This window comes from Aquibacillus sediminis, from assembly GCF_005870085.1.
Lineage (GTDB): Bacteria > Bacillota > Bacilli > Bacillales > Amphibacillaceae > Aquibacillus_E > Aquibacillus_E sediminis.
The window spans coordinates 59,134-78,537 of the sequence record NZ_SZNM01000014.1 but is presented as its reverse complement, the minus strand read 5'-3'; the positions used below and the strand labels follow the sequence as shown (position 1 = coordinate 78,537).

Sequence of the window (19,404 nt, the reverse complement as noted above, 5' to 3'; positions counted from 1 at the left end):
ATGCTTTTTGGAGTTTTTATTTAGTAGGAAAACTGGTTTTGTCAGACAATTTTCAAAAGGTTTAGGATTAATTACAACAACAAGAAGAGGAGAAAAATCATTCATACTTCAACGAAACAAATTCATACGTGCATTGATATTCTTATTATTATTTTTGGAGCATTCATTACAGCTTTTGCGGTGAACATGCTAATTATCCCATCAGGTATCTTGTCAGGGGGGTTGACGGGCACATCGCTTTTGCTACATCATTTTATACCGATTAATGTCGGTTATTTCTATTTTGGTTTAAATATTCCGTTGTTAATTATTGCTTATAAATTTCTAGGGAACAAATTTATTTTTTACACGATTGTATCCACAACTTTGCTATCGGCGTTTTTATTTATTATCCCAATTGAACCAATTTGGACAGAAAATACCTTACTTGCTGCTATTTTTGGTGGCGGATTGACAGGTCTTGGGAATGGTCTTGCTCTTCGAACAGGAGGATCTCAAGGTGGATTCGACATTTTGTCTCGTGCTATTGCCAAACGTAAAAATATCACGGTTGGAAAAATGAGCATGATCATTAATATGTGTATTGTTATTTTATCTGGATTCATTTTTGGAAGTGAAATTGCACTATTTACTATCCTTTCGATTCTATCATCTATGAAACTATATGAACTAGTTTTGGATCATGTCAATCGGATTTCGGTTTTAATTATTACCGAAAAAGGAGAAGAAGTGAACGACACGATCAACAAGGAGTTGTATCGTGGAACAACGATGTGGGATGCCAATGGCGGGTATACCCATGATAATAAAATTGTTTTATTCTGTGTAACAGCAAAAGGTGAATCCCGACAGCTTAAACAAATCGTTAAATCCGTCGATAAAAAAGCATTTGTTAGTATTATTTCTACCGATAATGTGATTGGGAAATTTCATTCGATATGGTAATGTAAGGCAGTGTCTGTCACCAAAGCGGTGGCAGGCACTATTTTATAACTGACAAAATGTCAAAAAGGTTATCCATTTTATTAACACTTTGATAAATGAAGTTCATTAGTAATTATTTTATAGTTACAATACATATATTTTTAAAATTTTCAGACAACTAACCCCGGTTAATAGGTGGTTCGCCATTTGAATCGCGCTTCTAATTGACTGAATATTCCTAAAAATAATTCGGTACCCAATTGCTGTTTGGAGACTCCATTTAAGGAGGTGATTGCATGTTTAATTTACCAACAGAAACCATTTTGGCGTTTTTTCCTTGGCCTATTTTGTTTATCGGGTCTGCGTTTATTATTTATTTTATCTTTAAAAAACAAGACGAACTGGAAGACCTAGAAGAACAAGTTGAATACAAGGAGGAATAAGAGCTATGAGTATGGATGCGATCGTATTTATTGTTTATTTGTTAGCGCTCATGTGTATTGGTATTTGGTTCACTCGTAAAGCTTCAAAATCATCTGAGCACTACTTATTGGGGAACCGTAGTGTCGGACCTGCAGCAACAGCGATGACGATGCAAAGTAGTTCGATGAGTGGGTATATGTTCATGGGGGGACCTGCTCTAGCTTTTCAACACGGTTGGTATGCGCTCTGGTATGCGATTGGTGATGCGGGCGGTGCCATTGTCAACTTATCCGTGCTTGGGAAAAGAATGAGACGTATGTCCGAAAAGCTAGGGGCGCTTTCTCCGATTGAATATTTAGAAAAACGTTATGAAAGTCCCTCCGTTAGAGTTGTCGGTTCGATTATTTCGATAATCTTTATCTTAGCATACGTATTTGCTCAGTTTATTGCTGCAGGTAAAGCTCTCACTCAATTGACTGGACTTCCATATGAGACAGCCTTAATTATTGGGGTTGGTGTTATTATCATCTATACAGCAGCGGGTGGTTATTTGGCTGTTGTGTATACGGATTTTATTCAAGGGATTATTATGGTGTTAGGTGTGCTAGGGATTAGTGTTCTAGCCTTTAATCACATATCCTTATCTGAACTAAATGCACAAATCGCAGCAATAGACCCTACTTATTTAAGTATGTGGGGCAAAGACCTCGCATATTATGGCCAATGGGGCGTTGTAATTGGGGCAATCCTTATTTATTTAGTTGGTTATATGGGGCTTCCACACGTTGTCGTACGTCATATGTCAATGAAAAGTACAAAAACAGTTAAAGGTGCGATTGTATGGGCGGCAACTTGGAACCAATTATTTATCTTTATTCCTTATTTATTAGGTTTAATTGGGATTGTGCTGTTGCCTAATCTAGGCGATCCAGAAATGATTATTCCAGAATTAACCTATCAATTTTTCCCCGGCTTTTTAGCTGCACTGCTATTGTCGGCAATTATGGCTGCGATAATGTCAACATCAGATTCACTACTTATGCAAGCGGGTACGATTTTATCTCGTGACGTGTACCAACGTTTTATTAATCCAAAAGCTAGTGAGAAAAAAGCTGTCCTTGTATCAAGACTTTGTATTTTAATAGGTGGAATCATCGGTGTCGTGATTGCGATTTATGAACCACCTGCAGTAGCTGCTCTCGTTCTTTTCTCGTTTGGTGTATTAGGGAATAGCTTTCTAGTCCCTTATGTGGCATCTGTCTATTCCAAAAAGGCCAACCATGTAGGCGCAGTCTGTGCCATGATTGGTGGGGCCGCAACCAATATATTGTGGACTGTTCTAGACCTCGCTGCTGTAACTAGTGTTGACCCATTCTTAGCAGGGCTCGTTGTTTCCATCATTGGTATGTTGATTGGGAGCAGGTTTGGGAAAAAGCCGTCAGATAAGATTAAGCAGTCGATTGAAGATGCGAAAGGGAAAAAAGTTCTACCATCCAAAGTGGAGAAAAACATTGCACACGACCTATCACCAGAAGCCAACAATATTTCTGACATTTTAGCAGATAACTCATTGTCAACCCCCAAAGTGTAAAAGGAGCAAAATAGATGGAAGCATACAATGTTTTACCAGAATCCATTAATCAAAAGGAAGCTGTAGAGATTCTGTCTAGATTAGATCCGAATCATAGCTATTCCGTTGATAAGAAAGTCTACTATCCCTATCAATTTATTGCCTATCATATGAAAATTAAAACATTATTGCTGAAAGAAGGAAATCTTGGTTGTACGATTGATTTAATTAGCAACCGAGAATCCATGATTGATGATAAACCGACTTTTGTAAAGAAAACTATTGATGATTCGGAATTACTCCATCCAGTTTACTCTGCTATTAAAGCTGAGGAAACAGCAATGCAGTTTTTCCGCCGACACGTATCGAAAAAATATAAGTTCCTAACAATACCAACCTATACATTAACAGATAGCGAACGATTCTACCGCCCTTATTGGGTCGTATCATCACCAAATAGCCGCTTTATCGTAGACGGTGTATCAGGTAAATATCATCCATTATAGGATGGCACTTAAAGTGGGACAGGGCGCTTGTCCCACTTTAATTTCTTAAACATGGCTCAACCCACGATTCACCAGTTCCAGGTTGAAATCTTGATAGCTTAATCCACTACTCCAAATTCTCATGTGGTTATAATCTGGATGGCTTTCATCTGCCAAAATTTCTAGAAAGTTCTCATATCCCGGTTCTCCACCTACATCCTCGGGCGGTGTTTTTCCTTCACCTTCCAAGCAAGTGGGATGGTTCTTATCATAATCTTCTATCACTCGCTCTATTTTTATATCATGGATCCAAGCATCACCAAAATCATATACATAGGTGACGTTAGTTGGGAGGTATTCCTTTAGCAGGACTTGGTTGTCCATTTTCATCGGAATATCATCGTTTCCATAATGAAATGCTTCTTGGTTACTCACTAGATTAAGGATCGGGTTGAATCCTTCCTTATCAGATGTAGGATCGTAATAAGAGAAAGGTTGATTCGTGTGATTGTTATCAAATACATAAAACTCATGTAAGTGATTATCCTTCCAATTAAAAGCAATCTGTAAGGTCTTATGTAATTGCAGGAAAGAAAAATTCATCGGGACGATCAACCTGCGGAACACATGAAAATTTTCAAGACGTAATGTGACCGTCATTTCAGCTGCTTTTGTTTGAATAATCGGTTTTCCAACTAGAGCCTGCAAATCCTTATACATCTCTTTATTTGGATGGAAATAATCATTGTTTCCGACACCAACTAAATCTCGGCTAACCTTAAGACTCAAGGTAGGTTGAAAAATCGTATCAGGATCCAGTAAATCCTGAAACCAATACACGGTTTCGCACGCTTTATTCATTCGTGCAACTAATGTTCTGTTTTTTGTTTTCGAAAAGGCTATCCCCTTGCTCGATTCGATATACTGATCGATGACTTCCTTCCTTATCCATTCTTGTTCGAACGTATTGTAAATAGCTTGAACGATGATGTCGTCGATGTTGTTAAAGTCTTTCGCCTTAAGCCCGTGTAACACAATGGTATATCGATTCTGATCGTTTACGAGTACAACTGTTTTTCTTCGATTCAGGGTTAAGAAATTGGCGTGCCAAGACACTAGTGGTTCCTCATCCTCAACCGTTTCTGGTTTCCTTTTTAATTGGTCTAACAACTTTTTGGTGCATTGAACGAGCATGCGTACACTCCTTTTTTAGAATTTAATTTATTTACTTAACGAATAGCTGATGTGATTAGTTTGTCAAAAAAGTATATATAAAAATCTATTCGTCATCTCAACATGGCGAAAATATTTCATTTTAAAGATTCTACTATAGATTTTGAACGGATTGAATGAATATTACAAGTAGGAAGAAGAAGACCTTATTTTTTAGTGCATCTTTAATTGGTCTGAGAAAACGAATTATTTTTGGTTATATTAAAATATCGTTCGTTAATTCAATTGTGTTAGAAATCGAATGTTTCCAGTGGTATGAGAGGATATACTGAAAAAATTAAATGAATTGTTTTAAAAAAGTTAAAAAAGAGTTGTTGAAACGACAGGATGTATCTGCTATATTTTAAATGTGTTGATAACAATTAAATATTACTCGTATATACTCGGTAATATGGTCTGAGTGTCTCTACCTAGTTCCCGTTAAAAGAACTGGACTACGAGTTGAAGTGTATAATGTTCGGTTTTTTGTGATCGTTCATCATATTAAGCGCTACAAGTATATACTTTAACTTTTAGGTCTGGAAGGTAGAATTCAATTATCTTTCCAGGCCTTTTTATGTTGGACCCAATGACTTGGCTATCAACAACAAACAACAAGGGGGAAACAAAATGAAATTATTTAAGGCACAGAAACAAAACGAGAGGTTATGGAAAATCGCTTTATTGGCGCTTCTTTCTCTCCTATCACTAACTGTTATCGTCGGTTGTAATGCTACTGCTAATTCTGAAACAGCACCAGAAGATACGCAAAGACCTATTTTAGTTGAAGGTCCGATGCCAATCGAGGCGGAAGAATTTGCGGAACGATTAGAAAATGTGGAGAAAGAAACATCGGGTATTTATGATTTTTATATTGGAACAGTAGATGATTATCCAGTCATCGTTGTGAAAACGAGTAAGGGGATGGAAAATGCGGCAGCAGCTACCGCAGTGGCTGTCGAGCGGTATAATCCAGTTGCGATTATCAGTCAAGGAACTTCAGGTGGCCATGATCCAAGCTTAGATGTGTTTGATATTGTGTTAGGGAAAAGAACGGTAAACATAGGGGCATTAAAAACAGGAGACAGAGATGAAAATGAAGGCATAGAACCGACAGAATGGATTCCGATGGACTTAATGGCATCGGAAGGAAGTGCAGGAGAAGATCCGGATGCTGAGAATATTCGTTACTACGAGGCGGATGAAGAGTTACTAGCAGCTGCCAATGCGGTAAAGGATAGCCATACCAAAGGAAAAGTAGTGGAGGGGACAATCGGTTCAGCAGATGTATGGAATAATGAAGTGGATCGAATTAATTGGTTCCACGAAAAATTCGGTACTTCTGTAGAAGAAATGGAAACAGCTTCTGCAGCACAAATTGCAAAAGCGTACGAGGTCCCATTCCTAGGTGTACGAATCCTATCTAATAATAAAACGAACGATGGAGAATATAACCCAAATACAGCAGAAGTAAATCAAGAATATGTCTATGAAATTGTGAAAGAATATATAGCTACTCATCTAGCAGAGTAGTGAAAAAGAGTATGGGGAGAAACTGTGGGTGGTTCGTGTGCTTCCTTTAGATTGTGTAGCACATCGTTGTACCTAGAGCTTGCCAATTACTAGTATGTACAAGAACAGAAATACGCGTAAACCTTGCCTAATTTACCAAGTGCTATGCAGGAGCGTTCATCCGTTGGGTGAATGCTCCTTTGTTTTTTATGTAGGAAGCAGGGGGTAGGTTTTCGTGCTTCCTTTGAATGAAGAGTGAAGCAAGGACCGTCCCTATGCATCTAAAGATGGATTTCATTTGATTTGATCAGGAATCCGTGATTATTATAAAATTAGGTAAGTTTGATAGAAGGAGGAAAATCTCATAAAAGTAAACTGGAAGATATGGTAGATGGAGAGATGGAAATGGTGGAGAGCCATTCGACCTTAATCTGTTAAAGTGGAACTAGACAAAAGGTTTGTGAATTATATAGTAAGTTTCAGTAAGTCATAGAACGGTTTCTGTACTGCTAGAGTATAAACTATAAAGAACTCAAAACCAAGTGTACGCAACCATGACTAGAGTTAAACAACCGAGTGACACTGGAGATTGTCACTTTTTTTGTTATAATATAGGCTCAAGATTAAATGGTGCAAAGGAGATTATTGCATAAGTATGCTTCACTAATGTAGGATGGTCGCACCTAATTAGGGCAATGAATTTAATAGATAGAAGGACTGATAGAAATTGAGCAAAACTAGAAAAAATGCGGAGGCATGGAAACAGGCGAAAAAACGATGTCGGTTAAATACAGCTGATATTCAAATGGCAAAAGAGCTAGGAATGAATCCTAAGAGCCTCATAAAAAATATCCCAACTCGAGATCAAAAGTGGAAAGCACCAGTAAAGGTGTGGATTCGTGATTTATACGAGAAAAAGTTTGGTCAAGTATTAACTGTTAGTCCCACTCCGAGTAAACGACCAAAGAAAAAGAAAAAGCCACAGACAGAAACTGTAGACAAAGAAACGTTAGACTTTGACGATTGGGAAGATTTGCCGTTTTAAAGCATTGCTGATTCAGTCACTCCTATTTAGAGTGCCTGCTCCCATATCCCAAGAAAGAAGGTTATGTAAATGGATACGATTATTTTTGATGTTGATGATACGCTATACGATCAGGCTCAATCTTTTCATAAAACGGTGAGGAAACTGTTTCAAGAGCCATTATCAGATGAAGATATTGACCAATTGTACAAAGCAAATCGAAAATATAGTGAGATTTTATTCGATCAAAGTGAAGCGGGAGAAATATCACAGTTTGAATGGCAGACGGGACGAATAATTGCTGCCTGTAAAGACTTCAATCTTCCTATCGATCAGGAGAAAGCAGCTACGTTTCATGAAACATATGTTGCCGAACAACAAAACATTGCATTGTTTCCAGAAGTAGAAGAACTGCTAAACAAGCTTTATCAAGAAGGGAAACAGCTTGGAATTCTTACTAATGGGGAGGAGAAACATCAAGCAATGAAAATTAAACAACTTGGCCTTAGTCGTTGGATTCCAGCTGAGAAAACATTTATTTCTGGAACGATCGGTCATGCCAAACCGAAAAGGGAAGTGTTTGATTTTATTGAAAAGAAAATGAACATAGATCCACCCCAAACGGTTTATGTTGGAGACAATTTTGAAAAAGATATAGTCGGAGCAAAACAAGCTGGCTGGCAAGCGGTCTGGATGAATCATCGTAAGAAAGAAATACCAGTTGATTCTGCCTATAACCCAGATAATGAAGTGCATAGTGCGAAAGAGTTACTGGATTTGTTTAGTTGAAGGAAGCACGGGGGGACGTTCTCGTGCTTCCCTAAAACTAAATAAATATGGTTGTTCAGTAAATTTAAACATTGACTTTTATGAATATTCTGACATACTATGTATTGTAAAAAGAACTATGTTAGAAATATTGGAAATTGGTATGCTCAACTGATATTCTATTTTAACATAACTTCCTCTCTATTATATTGCGTATGCCTTACGAGGAATACTTACTTGGAATAGGACTTTTGACGAGAGGCCTCACGTTTTTCCACAGATTGATTAACTTTCTATTGAAGAGAAGAGAACTCCACGATTATCCAAGACGACAAGAAAACCCTTATTATTTTCATATATTAAGTAAAGTATAAGAGACTTTGTTTAAACTTTCGATCACGATTGCATTTAGTGTAGTGCAATTGTAACGAAAATTTACACCCCAGATGTAGACGTAACAGAATTAAACGTATATACCTAGCTAAAAATTCACCCTAAATGTCTACAAAAACTCATTAAACGTCTATATTTGAAAGGAATATCACTTGAACTCTATAAATAAACGCCGCAACCTTTATTCGCTAGATTGTCTAATCGAAAGTGGGTATTGAATTGTTTATTTTTTGCGTATTATTTAACCAATCCGCCTCTAAATCCGAAAAACTGAATTGTTTGAATATTAAGATACCTGTCGATCCAATAAAATGAGGAGGTAGACTATATGGGGAAACAAAATGCACTATTGGCCGAAATTGAAAACCATCTTCGCCTAACTGCTAGACATTTGTTAAAGTTTGATACCGAAGAGGAAGTCTTACAATATCTTGCAGATTCCTTCCAATCGCGCCTAAATTGCTATTTTGTTGGCGTTATTTTGAAAGAAGAGAATTATATCCAACCAAAAGCATGGAGTGGTGGGGATACATCTTTAAGACAATCTTTACCACTTGAAGTAGATCATTGTTCCACAACACTTTTTACACAAAGTATTACATATGAGGATGCCTCTTCTGGTGAGCATTGTCAGTTTCTTCAATTATTGAAGAATAGCCATGTGAAAACATGGTTTACAGTACCCATATATGATGAAAAGCAAACCTATGGCTTCATTACAATCGGTTATAACAAATATATCACGTTGTTAGAGTTGGAAAGGACATTTGATGAATTTGGACAAGATGTTGCCTCAGCGATTTCTCTAACAAAACGGAAAAAACAAGAACAAAAGCGAAGACTTAGTATCGAATTTATTAGTAAAAATTTATCCCTAAACGAATCCATGGAAAAATTAGTAGAAAAAATTGTTGGACAAGCAAGGAAAGGAACAAGCGCTTCCTTTGTGGGGCTTTATCTATATGATGAAGAAAACAATTACTTTAAACTTCAGCCACCTTCTTATGGCAAACTAATCAAACCAGAGAAAATATTAGTTGGAGAAAATTATGTGTTAAAAGAATATTTTCCTTACTTAGAAATAACAAACGGGCATGAGCTAACCGTCCCTTTAACCATGGACCTTAAAACGTTTGGGGTATTACATGTTGAGAAAGAGAATGGAGAATATTTCACAGAGGAAGATTTAGAAACCTTGACAGTCATGGCGGAGCACGTTTCCTCCTTATTACGAAATGCTTTTTTATTTAAAAAAGAGAAGGACCAAATGAAACGCCTCCATACCTTATTAGATTATCAACAAGTATTAATTAAGAAGACGATAAATGAAGAAGATTTTAAAGGTATTACATCTGTTGTTGGCAAGATGTTTAATCGGCACATTGTGTTATTCGATCGTTTCTTACGCCCTATTACGTACCAACACGAACAAAAGAGAAGAAATAGTACATCACAACTCGAAATGATGTCCGAATTAAACGATATGAACAGCATAACGGAAAGGCGAGCAATTGATCTTACGATTGATGGAGATCGAAAACAGTTCCTTCTTTGGCCTGTGAATGGCGGACGAGATATATTAGGCTATTTAGCTTTGGAAAATAGAAATGATGAACTCGATCCGTTTGAACGTTTGGGCATTGATTTAATCCGCAATATTTATTCGGTTCAATTTATTAAGCAGAAGCTCGTGATGGATACGAAAACTCAAGTAAAAGACTCTTTTATCGAAAAACTATTGACGGTACCTATTGAAGATAAGGAAACGATTATTGAATATGCGAACCTTTTTCAATGGAATGTTTTCAGTCCTCACCGTGTTGCAGTCCTTTCAATCGAATTGGAATCTAGAGAAATAACCACTGGTGATATTGTCGAACTACAAGCGAAAAAAACGGCTGCATTCGAACATGTGAAAAATAAAATGTCCAAGTTTGATCCAAATATTCTATTTGCGAAAAAAAGTGATGGTTATGTTTTAATTGTTCCAACTGAAAAAGAGTATCCCGATGAGAAAACATATTGGTCAAACCTTTCTGGCAAGTTGTTAGAGTGGCTTGATACCGGTTCTATCTGCAGTAAGGGGAAAATCGGTATAGGCGGTAAAGCAAGTCAAATGGAAGATTACCATAAATGTTATAAACAAGCGTTACAAACCTTAAATGTTGTCATGCACCAAGATATTGGTAGTTCTTATGCATTCTTTGAAGACTTAGGCTCCTACACGTTACTCCACTTATTAAAAGACACATCAGAAGCAAAATATTTCATGCAAAATTATTTAAAAAAATTAATGAATCATTCAACAGATAAAAATATTAATTTATTTAAGACATTACGGGTTTATTTAGAACAGAACGGTAGTATAAAGAAAACATCAGAAAAGCTATTTATTCATCGAAGCACGTTATTATATCGATTAGAAAAAATTAAAGAGATCCTAGATCTAAATATTGATGATTCAGAAAATCGGTTTAATTTAATGATGACATTTAAATTATATGATTTATCTCACTTTAACAGGCAGTAAGCCCCACAAGGTTTAAGAGAAACCAAATTAGATAAGTAGCGGATCAGCCGGATCAGCTCCCTATAGGGCTGATATGTTCAAGCGAACCATAAGTGGGTGAAAAAACCCCCACTTATGGAAGTTTCACTTTATGACGCATTCCTAACACCTTCCATATGACACATTCAACAAAGCTATATCGCGCCTCCTACATTTTATAGGAAACAACAGATATCTTTCATACTCTATGAATGTATCAATCTGTTAGCCCTTTTCCTATAATGAAACATGTAATACATACCAATTATGAGGAGGGGTTAACATGACCATTCGCACAGTAGGAGTCGTTGGGGCAGGAGCAATGGGAAGTGGCATTGCAAACTTGGCGGCCTTATCCGAATTTAATGTTATTTTAGTGGACGTTGAACAAAAAGTTCTTGATAATGGATTAACTAGAATTGATAAGTTTATGGAAAAAAGCGTGAAAAAGGAAAAGCTAACACCAGAGCAGAAAGCACAAACCCTAGAGCGGATTCAAGCAACAACGGATATGTCAGAGTTGAAAGCAGCAGATCTTGTTGTGGAAGCTGTCATTGAAGATCTAGATGTAAAGAAGAAAGTCTTTCAGAATTTAGATGAGATCGTGCCAGAGGGTGTCATGCTGACGACGAATACGTCATCGATGTCCATTACAGAAATCGCTAGTGCAACGAACAGACCAGAACTCGTAGCGGGCATGCACTTTTTCAATCCAGCACAGTTAATGAAGTTAGTGGAGGTAGTAAAAGGGTACCATACCAAGGATGAAACTGTAGAGGAGTTAAAAACCTTCTCAGAAAGTCTTGGAAAGGTACCAGTAGTGGTGCAAAAGGATACACCTGGCTTTATCGTCAATCGCATTATGGTCCCTCAATTTATTGAAGCAATTAAATTGTTAGAAGAAGGCGTAGCGACACCAGAGGATATTGACAAGGCAGTCACTCTAGGCTTGAATTATCCGATGGGACCATTTACATTGCAAGATTACGCTGGTGTAGATATTGGATATTACGTGATGGATTATATGGCAGAGGAATTCAATGACACCCGGTTTGCTCCACCAATGTTACTAAAGCAAATGCTAAGAGCAGGCACAGTTGGTAAAAAGTCTGGTGCTGGCTTCTATAACTACGAATAAACGAAAATGAGGAGGATCTAACATGGATTTCAAACATTTTATATGTGAAATTGCCAATCATGTAGCTCTTGTAACGATTAACCGTCCACCGGTAAATGCCTTAAACTCAGAAGTATTTTCTGAATTATCAGAATTAACAGACGAGTTAGAGGAAAACGAAGAGGTAAGAGCAATTGTACTAACTGGAAGTGGGGAAAAAGCATTTATTGCTGGTGCTGACGTAAAAGAAATGGCGACCAAAGATTTAAATGGATTAAATCTGATGAACAAAAAGTCAAGAACCGTATTTTCCAAAATTGAAAACGCTAACAAACCAGTGATTGCTGCCATTAATGGCATGGCTTTAGGTGGTGGATTTGAATTAGCGCTAGCATGTGATTTACGAATTTGTTCCGATCGAGCAAAGTTTAGTTTTCCAGAAGTAGGTTTGGGCATTATTCCTGGCGGAGGTGGTACACAACGCCTACAAAAGATCGTTGGTCAAGGAATTGCCAAAGAATTAATCTACTTTGGAGATATGATTGATGCAAACCGAGCTCTTGATCTTCAGCTAGTAAATAAAGTAGTGGCACATGATGCTATTCGTGATGAAGCACTTGCTTGGGCAAATAAGCTAGCTAAAAAGCCTGCCATTGCCTTGCAAATGGCCAAAGTAGCGATTAATTATGGGAAAAATGTTGATACCGAATCAGGGCTAATGATGGAAACAACGGCATTTTCTACTTCATTTTCTTCTGAAGATGCAAAAGAAGGGTTAACTGCTTTTACCGAGAAGCGAAAGCCTCAATATGTTGGCAAGTAAATCGGAAAGGAGGAACATGGATTGGGACATAAAGACATTGTACTTTTAGAAGGGGCACGGACGCCATTTATCAATATGGCCGACGCATTTAAACATGTGAAAGCGACAGAATTAGGAGTACATGCCGCAAAAGAAGCGGTGAGACGGTCGGGAATTACTGCAGATGATATTGACCAAGTTGTCTTTGGGAATGTGCAGCAATCTAGTAAAGATGCGCATTTACTAGCGAGACATGTAGGATTGGGAGTTGGCACACCACTTGATGTGCCAGCTGTCACCATTAATCGTGTTTGTGGAACAGGAATTGAAGCCATCCTTACTGGGGCTCGCTATATTATGTCGGGCGAAGCAGAAGTTGTGTTAGCTGGTGGGACAGAAAGTATGAGTCAAGTCCCTCACGTCATTCCGGGAATGAGATGGGGAAGTCCACTTGGTGGGCCTAAGATTGAAGATTGGTTATGGGATGGGCTAGAAGATACGAATGTTGGTTGTACGATGGCCCAAACCGCAGAAAACCTTGCGAAAAGGTATAACATCCAACGTCATGAAGTGGATGAACATGCCTTGTCCAGTCATCAACGAGCCATCGCGGCAAGAGACAAAGGCTATTTAAAGGAAGAAATCATTCCAGTTACGGTTAAGGGCCGAAAAGGAAACCGTGTGATCGAGGAAGATAACCATATTCGGGAAACAAGCATGGAACAACTTGGTAAATTAAAGCCACGTTTTGTTGAGAATGGTGTCGTAACCCCTGGAAACGCTAGTGGAATGGTAGATGGTGCTGCCTCCGTCGTGATTGCATCAAGTGAGTATGCAGAGAGAAATGGACTTAAGCCAATTGCCAGACTTGCCTCATGGGATGTTGTTGGGGTAGAACCAGAATATATGGGAATCGGACCAGTCCCAGCGATCAATGGTGCAGTGAAGAAAGCCTCCTTAACACTTGGAGATTTAGATTTAATTGAAATCAATGAAGCATTTTCCTCCCAATATATCGCCTGTCAAAGAGAGTTAGGCATTGACTTTGACAAAGGCAATGTCAATGGTGGAGCAATTGCTATTGGCCATCCGTTGGCAGCGACAGGAACGAGAATTTCCTTATCGCTCATTTATGAGTTAAGACGTCGTAACAAGAAATACGGTACTTCTTCGGTTTGTATCGGAGGCGGGCAAGGGATTGCTGCGGTATGGGAAGCGTTGTAATTAGGATGTATCATTCCATTTGAACGAGGGGGGATCAACATGGAAAATATTTATTCGCTGAAGGTGCGTTTTGGAGATACCGATGCAGCAGGAATTGTTTTCTATCCTAACTATTATAGATGGATGGACCAAGCGTCAGCAGAATTACTAGGAAACAAATATATCCCTGTTTCGGAACTAATCGCAAGAGGAGATCTTATCCCATTGTTAGAAACATTTTGTCAATATAAAGGGCCGTTGTTTTTTGAAGACGAATTTGATGTGTATTCAAAAGTAATTGAAATGCATAACAAGACATTTAAAATCGAACATGTTTTTAAACGCGGTGAAACCCTAATTGCTACTGGCTATGAGGTGCGAGCATGGACACGAAAAATAGATGGAAAGATGAAAGCCGTTTCTATTCCTGAAGATGTTAGAGCTGTGTTTGGATTTAGCGAATTAACCAAGAAATCGTGAAGGAGGCTTTTGATGGTTACCAGTAAAAGGTCAGTAGATAAGCGGTCATTATCTGTCGGTGAGTTATTAGAAACACAAGTGGAAGCATTTGGTGATCAGGAGTTCCTCTATGATCTACAAACAAGACTAACGTATAAGGAATTCAATCAAGAGGTCAATAAGCTAGTCACTGGCCTCCAGAATCTAGGGGTGAAAAAGGGAGATAAAATTGGGGTTTGTTTGCCAAACTGGTATGAAAACGTCATGATTTTCTTTGCTAGTGCCAAAATCGGTGCAATCCTTGTTCCTTTTAACCCAATGTATCGTTCCAAAGAAATCGAGTATATCTTAAAGAACTCGGAACCGAAAGTGTTATTTATTAAAGATACTTTTTCAACCAATGTTGGAATCGACTTGGCAGCTTCGATCGTTGACACGATTATATCGGTAAGATTTGATCAAGATGATTTACTATCATTTCAGCAATTAGTCGACAATGCCACCCCTACCGACCCTGTCATCCCCTCTCTGAATGTGGATGAAGATTTATATTGTATTCTATATACATCTGGTACGACAGGATTGCCAAAAGGTGTGATGACGACACATCGAAGTGTTGTTCATTCGGCCAATACATTGGTACAAGAGATGAAAATAACGGAACAAGACGTCTTTGTAACTCCTGCACCAATCTTCCATATTTTTGGGATTGTCTGCAATTTGATGGCAGCATTAGCTTCTGGTGGAAGAATGATTTTAATGGAAAGATTTCATCCTCAAAAAATACTCGAACTTATTGAACAAGAGAAAGTGACCGTTCATCAAGGGGTGCCGACCATGTTTCTTAAAGAATTAGAACAAGGTAACCCTGAAAATTACGATTTATCCACCTTAAGAGTTGGCGTTACTGGTGGAGCACCAATCACCTCTAGTCAGATGAAACGGGTACGCGAGGAATTAGGGTTCAATTTACTCCAATCTTTTGGAACATCTGAAACGGGTTCTCTAACGTTATCGGATGATAAAGGGGAGGAACAAGCAATTTTAGAATCACTTGGCAAGCCAATTGACGGGGTAAAGGTGAAAATCGTAGATCAAAGTCGTACACCGGTGCCAATTGGGTTTGTTGGTGAAATAGCCGTTCATAGTGTCGGGAATATGAAGGGGTATTATAAGCTACCAGAGGAGACTGCTAAGGTATTAGATGAGGATGGTTTCTATTATACTGGTGATCTTGGAAAGCTAGATGATCAATTAAACCTGTATTTCGTTGGCAGGGAAAAGGAATTAATCATTCGAGGTGGATTTAATATTTACCCACAGGAAATTGAAACAGTACTCAAGTTACATCAAGCAGTATCGGAAGTTGCTGTCTTTGGAGAGCCTGATCAGGTATTAGGTGAAATTTCCATTGCAGCGGTGAAACTAGTAGAAGGGGCAACCTTGACAGAAGAGGAAATGAAGAACTTTATTGCGGAACATTTAGCAAAATACAAGGTCCCATCAAGAATTATCTTTGTTGATGAGTTTCCTGTAACAGCTAGTGGAAAAATACAGAAAGCAGCACTGAAGAAGCAGTTAGACAAACAAGCTTAAGTCTCTATAAAAGGAGTGATTGGGAGATGGGGAAAAAGGTATATACGGAAAAAGAGTTAGAACAGTATTATGACGGGATGAAGAAACAGCATCTTGGCCCACTTTGGTACGATCTTGGACATATGGTGACAAAAGAACCAGTGCATGATGTGGAACCGTATTTATGGAAATGGAAAGATATTAGAGAATATGCACTGACTGCCGGCGAAATTTTGGAACCAGGTAAAGATGCAGAGCGGCGTGTCGTTTATTTACAAAATCCTAGTTTACTAGAACGAGGTCTAGTAGGATACGGCACCCATACGTTGTATGCAGGCATTCAATTGTTATTGCCTGGAGAGTTTGCGCCTGCACACCAACATTCCCAAACAGCAATTCGCTTTATTATTGAAGGAGAAGGGGCCTACACTGCTGTTAACGGTCAAAAGGTGTATATGGAAAGAGGGGACCTTGTTCTCACACCTGCTTGGACATGGCATGAGCACAAGCATGAAGGAACAGAACCTGTCTTTTGGTTAGATGGACTTGATGTCGGGTTAGTAAAAACAATGGCAGCATCGTTCTTTAAACCTTATGAAGATAAATTCTATCCATTAAAACCGGAAGAGAACTACTCCAATGAAGCGTTTGCCAATGGGTCGTTTAAGAAGCTGAATGAGACGGTCGAACCAGGCTATCCTTCACCGATCTTCGGCTATAAATTTGATCGGGTTGAATACCTTCTAAATCACATGAAGGAAGAGGAACAGGATCCGTATGATGGGCATGCTGTGGAGTATACCAACCCAACGACAGGAAAATCAGCCGATTCACGGGTAGGAACGATGATGCAAAAACTGACTCCCAACCAACATACGCAAGCACATCGACACGTTCATAGCGCGATTTATCATGTGCTTGAAGGAGAAGGCTATACCGTGATTGACGGTCAGAAATTTGAATGGGAAAAGGGCGACTTCTTCATTCTCCCTCCTTGGAGTTACCATGAGCATGTTAACACAGGAGATACGGATGCTTTCTTATTCTCATTTAACGATAAACCCGTTATGGAAAAACTAGAGTTAGAATTTAGTGAGGCATTGAATGAAAATAACGGCTATCAAAAAGTCACCTCGACGTTTTTGCCAGAATCATTAAATGTATAGGACAATAGAAAAGTTGTATTCACTTAGATGGTAAAGGACGGATTGTATGAAAATAACCATTTTTAATGATGATCAGTTAGGAATCATAAAAAACGATAGAGTAATCGATGTTTCTCAGGTTGCGAATTGGGATTCCAATGATACGACAGCTTCTTTTCACTATTTGGTTGAATACTTTGAGACGCTGAAGCCAAGTATAGAGCAGGAAACACAAACTGGAGAATCATATTCGCTTGCCGAAGTCGATCTAAGGCTACCAGTTCCGACTACCGGTAAAATCTGGGCAGCGCCTGTTAATTATAAAAAGCATCAGGAAGAGATGAATAAGCAATTTAATAATGCGCCTAGAACAGTTGAGGATTTAGCATTGTTTTTAAAATCACCTGATTCTCTGTCAGGCCCATCGGATCCAATTCGTCTTCCGTTTCAAAATAGGCGTACCGATCATGAAGCAGAGCTTGGTTATGTCGTAGGTAAGGCTGCGAAAAATGTAGCTGCAGCCGATGCGAAAGACTATATTTTCGGCTACTTTGCTTTACTTGATATTTCAATACGTGGAAATGAGGAGCGCACATGGCGGAAGTCGTTTGATACATTTACGCCAATTGGTCCGTGGATTGTTACCGCTGATGAGATAGAAGATCCAAATGATCTATCTATTAAACTATGGGTGAATGACGAGCTAAGACAAGATGGCAATACCAAACATCTTATCTATGATTGCTATAAATGCTTCGAGGTTGCTTGTGATCATATGACGCTTCAGCCGGGCGATGTGATCGCAACTGGAACACCTGAAGGCGTAGGTCCGATTGAATCAGGTGATGTCGTTCGCATTGAAGTTGAACAAGTTGGAGGATTTTCGGTGCCTGTAGAGGGTTCCGAGTAATCAAGAAGTACGTCAAATTAATTCTGAATAATCAAAAAATATTAAATGGGCTCCCCATGACGAAATAGGAATCAACCAAAAAATGTTGTGTGAAAGGAGAATGGAAATGAGTAAAAAACAATATGACGTCATTGTTGTCGGTGCAGGGCCAGTTGGTTTAACAGCTGGCTTGGCACTACAGAACAAAGGGATTTCCTGTGCAGTGATTGAGGCAAAAGCAAAAGATGAACCACGTCCTGGCAGTCGTGCCATCTTTATTCATAATGCCACGATGAAATTGTTAGAACAAACATCGGCAGGACTCGGTTTCAGATTGGCACGAAATGGTGTGATTTGGCCGATTAAACGTACCTTGTATAAGGGAAAGGAAATCTATGTTCGTAATTATGGGGTTACAGATAATACGGATTCAGAAAAGCTGCCCCATTTCAGTTCCTTGCATCAACACGAAATCGAAAAATATATTTATGAAGCATGCGAACAAGCGGGAGTCGATTTTGTTTGGGAAAATCCTGTCGATCAGCTTTCTATATCAGACGATGGGGTTAATATCACCACCGCAACAGGCGATGAATATAGCGCAAACTATGTTATTGGGGCGGATGGCGCTAGGTCAATTGTTAGGAAAGAAGCAGGGCTTCAATTTGAGGGGCCGCGCACGAAAGATACCTTCTTAGTACTTGATTTAGAAGAAGATGAAAACGACCCATTACCGATTGAACGTGTGTTCCACTACAAACATCCAGCAATGGGTGGGCGAAACGTATTGAAAGTACCATTTAAAGGTGGATGGCGAGTGGATTTGCAACTATTTGAAGAGGATGACGTCGACGCATATACGTGTGAAGAAGGAGTCAAACAATGGCTGCCAAAGGTAATGGATGAAAAGTATAACGATAGGATCAAATGGGTGTCCTCGTATCAATTCCACCAAGTGGTAGCAAATAATTTCACAGATGAATCACATCGCGTGCTATTGGCAGGAGAAGCGGCCCACTTATTTGCTCCATTTGGTGCTAGAGGATTGAACTCAGGTGTTCCCGACGCGCTAATTGCCATTCAAGGTATTGAAAAGGCGCTAGCGGCAGATAGTGAAGAAGCAAGACGTAAAGCAATTGCGGATGCTGCCAAAGAACGCAGGATTGCAGCGAAGTGGAATCGTGATGCATCGACAACAGCACTTAAGCATATTCAAGGCGAATCGGAAGAAATGAATATGAAGCGGGACCTTGCTGCATCGTTAGTATCGGTTGTTCCGCGATTGGGACGTTGGTTGGATGAGGGGCCATATGGTCCGAAGTTTGGACCTCCGGAATTAACAACCAAATATTAAT

General features: G+C 38.9%; 17 protein-coding genes and 1 riboswitch. Of the genes, 16 read left to right on the top strand and 1 reads right to left on the bottom strand.

Features of this window, described 5'->3' with window-relative positions; all coding sequences use genetic code 11:
* The first annotated feature begins 48 nt into the window (after positions 1-48).
* The 4 genes from FCI53_RS13590 to FCI53_RS13580 all read left to right on the top strand — a co-directional run bounded on the left by FCI53_RS13590 (position 49) and on the right by FCI53_RS13580 (position 3,423).
* The gene (locus FCI53_RS13590) at positions 49-945 is read left to right on the top strand and encodes a YitT family protein (protein ID WP_342774216.1); all 897 of its coding nucleotides are present in this window, start codon (positions 49-51) and stop codon (positions 943-945) included.
* Positions 946-1,220: 275 nt separating this feature from the next.
* A complete protein-coding gene (locus tag FCI53_RS21500) occupies positions 1,221-1,367 on the top strand; it encodes a hypothetical protein (RefSeq protein WP_171038179.1) in 147 nt (48 codons plus the stop codon).
* 5 nt (positions 1,368-1,372) lie between these two features.
* On the top strand, positions 1,373-2,938 hold the full coding sequence (locus FCI53_RS13585) for a sodium/proline symporter (RefSeq protein WP_138419615.1): 1,566 nt from the start codon (positions 1,373-1,375) through the stop codon (positions 2,936-2,938).
* Between the two features lie 14 nt (positions 2,939-2,952).
* Positions 2,953-3,423: a hypothetical protein gene (locus tag FCI53_RS13580; protein WP_138419614.1), complete on the top strand. Its 471-nt coding sequence runs from the start codon at positions 2,953-2,955 to the stop codon at positions 3,421-3,423.
* A 45-nt stretch (positions 3,424-3,468) separates the two neighbouring features.
* On the opposite strand, the gene FCI53_RS13575 is transcribed toward FCI53_RS13580, so the two are convergent.
* Positions 3,469-4,596, bottom strand: coding sequence for a plasmid pRiA4b ORF-3 family protein (locus FCI53_RS13575; RefSeq protein WP_138419613.1), 1,128 nt, complete (start codon positions 4,594-4,596; stop codon positions 3,469-3,471).
* A gap of 392 nt (positions 4,597-4,988) precedes the next feature.
* Positions 4,989-5,092: riboswitch (purine riboswitch) on the top strand.
* A 152-nt stretch (positions 5,093-5,244) separates the two neighbouring features.
* Between FCI53_RS13575 and FCI53_RS13570 the strand changes: the two genes are divergently transcribed.
* From FCI53_RS13570 to FCI53_RS13515, 12 genes are all read left to right on the top strand, one after another.
* Positions 5,245-6,147: a 5'-methylthioadenosine/S-adenosylhomocysteine nucleosidase gene (locus FCI53_RS13570; RefSeq protein WP_138419612.1), complete on the top strand. Its 903-nt coding sequence runs from the start codon at positions 5,245-5,247 to the stop codon at positions 6,145-6,147.
* 706 nt (positions 6,148-6,853) lie between these two features.
* Positions 6,854-7,171: a hypothetical protein gene (locus tag FCI53_RS13565; RefSeq protein ID WP_138419611.1), complete on the top strand. Its 318-nt coding sequence runs from the start codon at positions 6,854-6,856 to the stop codon at positions 7,169-7,171.
* Positions 7,172-7,240: 69 nt separating this feature from the next.
* Complete coding sequence (locus FCI53_RS13560; protein ID WP_138419610.1) at positions 7,241-7,939, top strand: HAD family hydrolase; 699 nt, start codon at positions 7,241-7,243, stop codon at positions 7,937-7,939.
* 700 nt (positions 7,940-8,639) lie between these two features.
* Positions 8,640-10,841, top strand: a complete 2,202-nt coding sequence (locus tag FCI53_RS13555; protein ID WP_138419609.1) for a helix-turn-helix domain-containing protein — start codon at positions 8,640-8,642, stop codon at positions 10,839-10,841.
* A gap of 301 nt (positions 10,842-11,142) precedes the next feature.
* Positions 11,143-11,997 (top strand): 3-hydroxyacyl-CoA dehydrogenase family protein, encoded by an 855-nt coding sequence (locus FCI53_RS13550; protein ID WP_138419608.1) that lies wholly within the window; start codon positions 11,143-11,145, stop codon positions 11,995-11,997.
* A 22-nt stretch (positions 11,998-12,019) separates the two neighbouring features.
* Positions 12,020-12,799, top strand: coding sequence for an enoyl-CoA hydratase/isomerase family protein (locus tag FCI53_RS13545; RefSeq protein ID WP_138419607.1), 780 nt, complete (start codon positions 12,020-12,022; stop codon positions 12,797-12,799).
* 21 nt (positions 12,800-12,820) lie between these two features.
* A complete protein-coding gene (locus FCI53_RS13540; protein WP_138419606.1) occupies positions 12,821-14,002 on the top strand; it encodes an acetyl-CoA C-acetyltransferase in 1,182 nt (393 codons plus the stop codon).
* A 39-nt stretch (positions 14,003-14,041) separates the two neighbouring features.
* A complete protein-coding gene (locus tag FCI53_RS13535) occupies positions 14,042-14,461 on the top strand; it encodes an acyl-CoA thioesterase (protein ID WP_138419605.1) in 420 nt (139 codons plus the stop codon).
* A gap of 12 nt (positions 14,462-14,473) precedes the next feature.
* A complete protein-coding gene (locus FCI53_RS13530; protein ID WP_138419604.1) occupies positions 14,474-16,036 on the top strand; it encodes a class I adenylate-forming enzyme family protein in 1,563 nt (520 codons plus the stop codon).
* 26 nt (positions 16,037-16,062) lie between these two features.
* The gene (locus FCI53_RS13525) at positions 16,063-17,181 is read left to right on the top strand and encodes a cupin domain-containing protein (RefSeq protein WP_138419603.1); all 1,119 of its coding nucleotides are present in this window, start codon (positions 16,063-16,065) and stop codon (positions 17,179-17,181) included.
* A 46-nt stretch (positions 17,182-17,227) separates the two neighbouring features.
* The gene (locus FCI53_RS13520) at positions 17,228-18,070 is read left to right on the top strand and encodes a fumarylacetoacetate hydrolase family protein (protein WP_138419602.1); all 843 of its coding nucleotides are present in this window, start codon (positions 17,228-17,230) and stop codon (positions 18,068-18,070) included.
* A 106-nt stretch (positions 18,071-18,176) separates the two neighbouring features.
* Positions 18,177-19,403, top strand: coding sequence for an FAD-dependent oxidoreductase (locus FCI53_RS13515; RefSeq protein WP_138419601.1), 1,227 nt, complete (start codon positions 18,177-18,179; stop codon positions 19,401-19,403).
* Position 19,404: the final 1 nt, after the last annotated feature.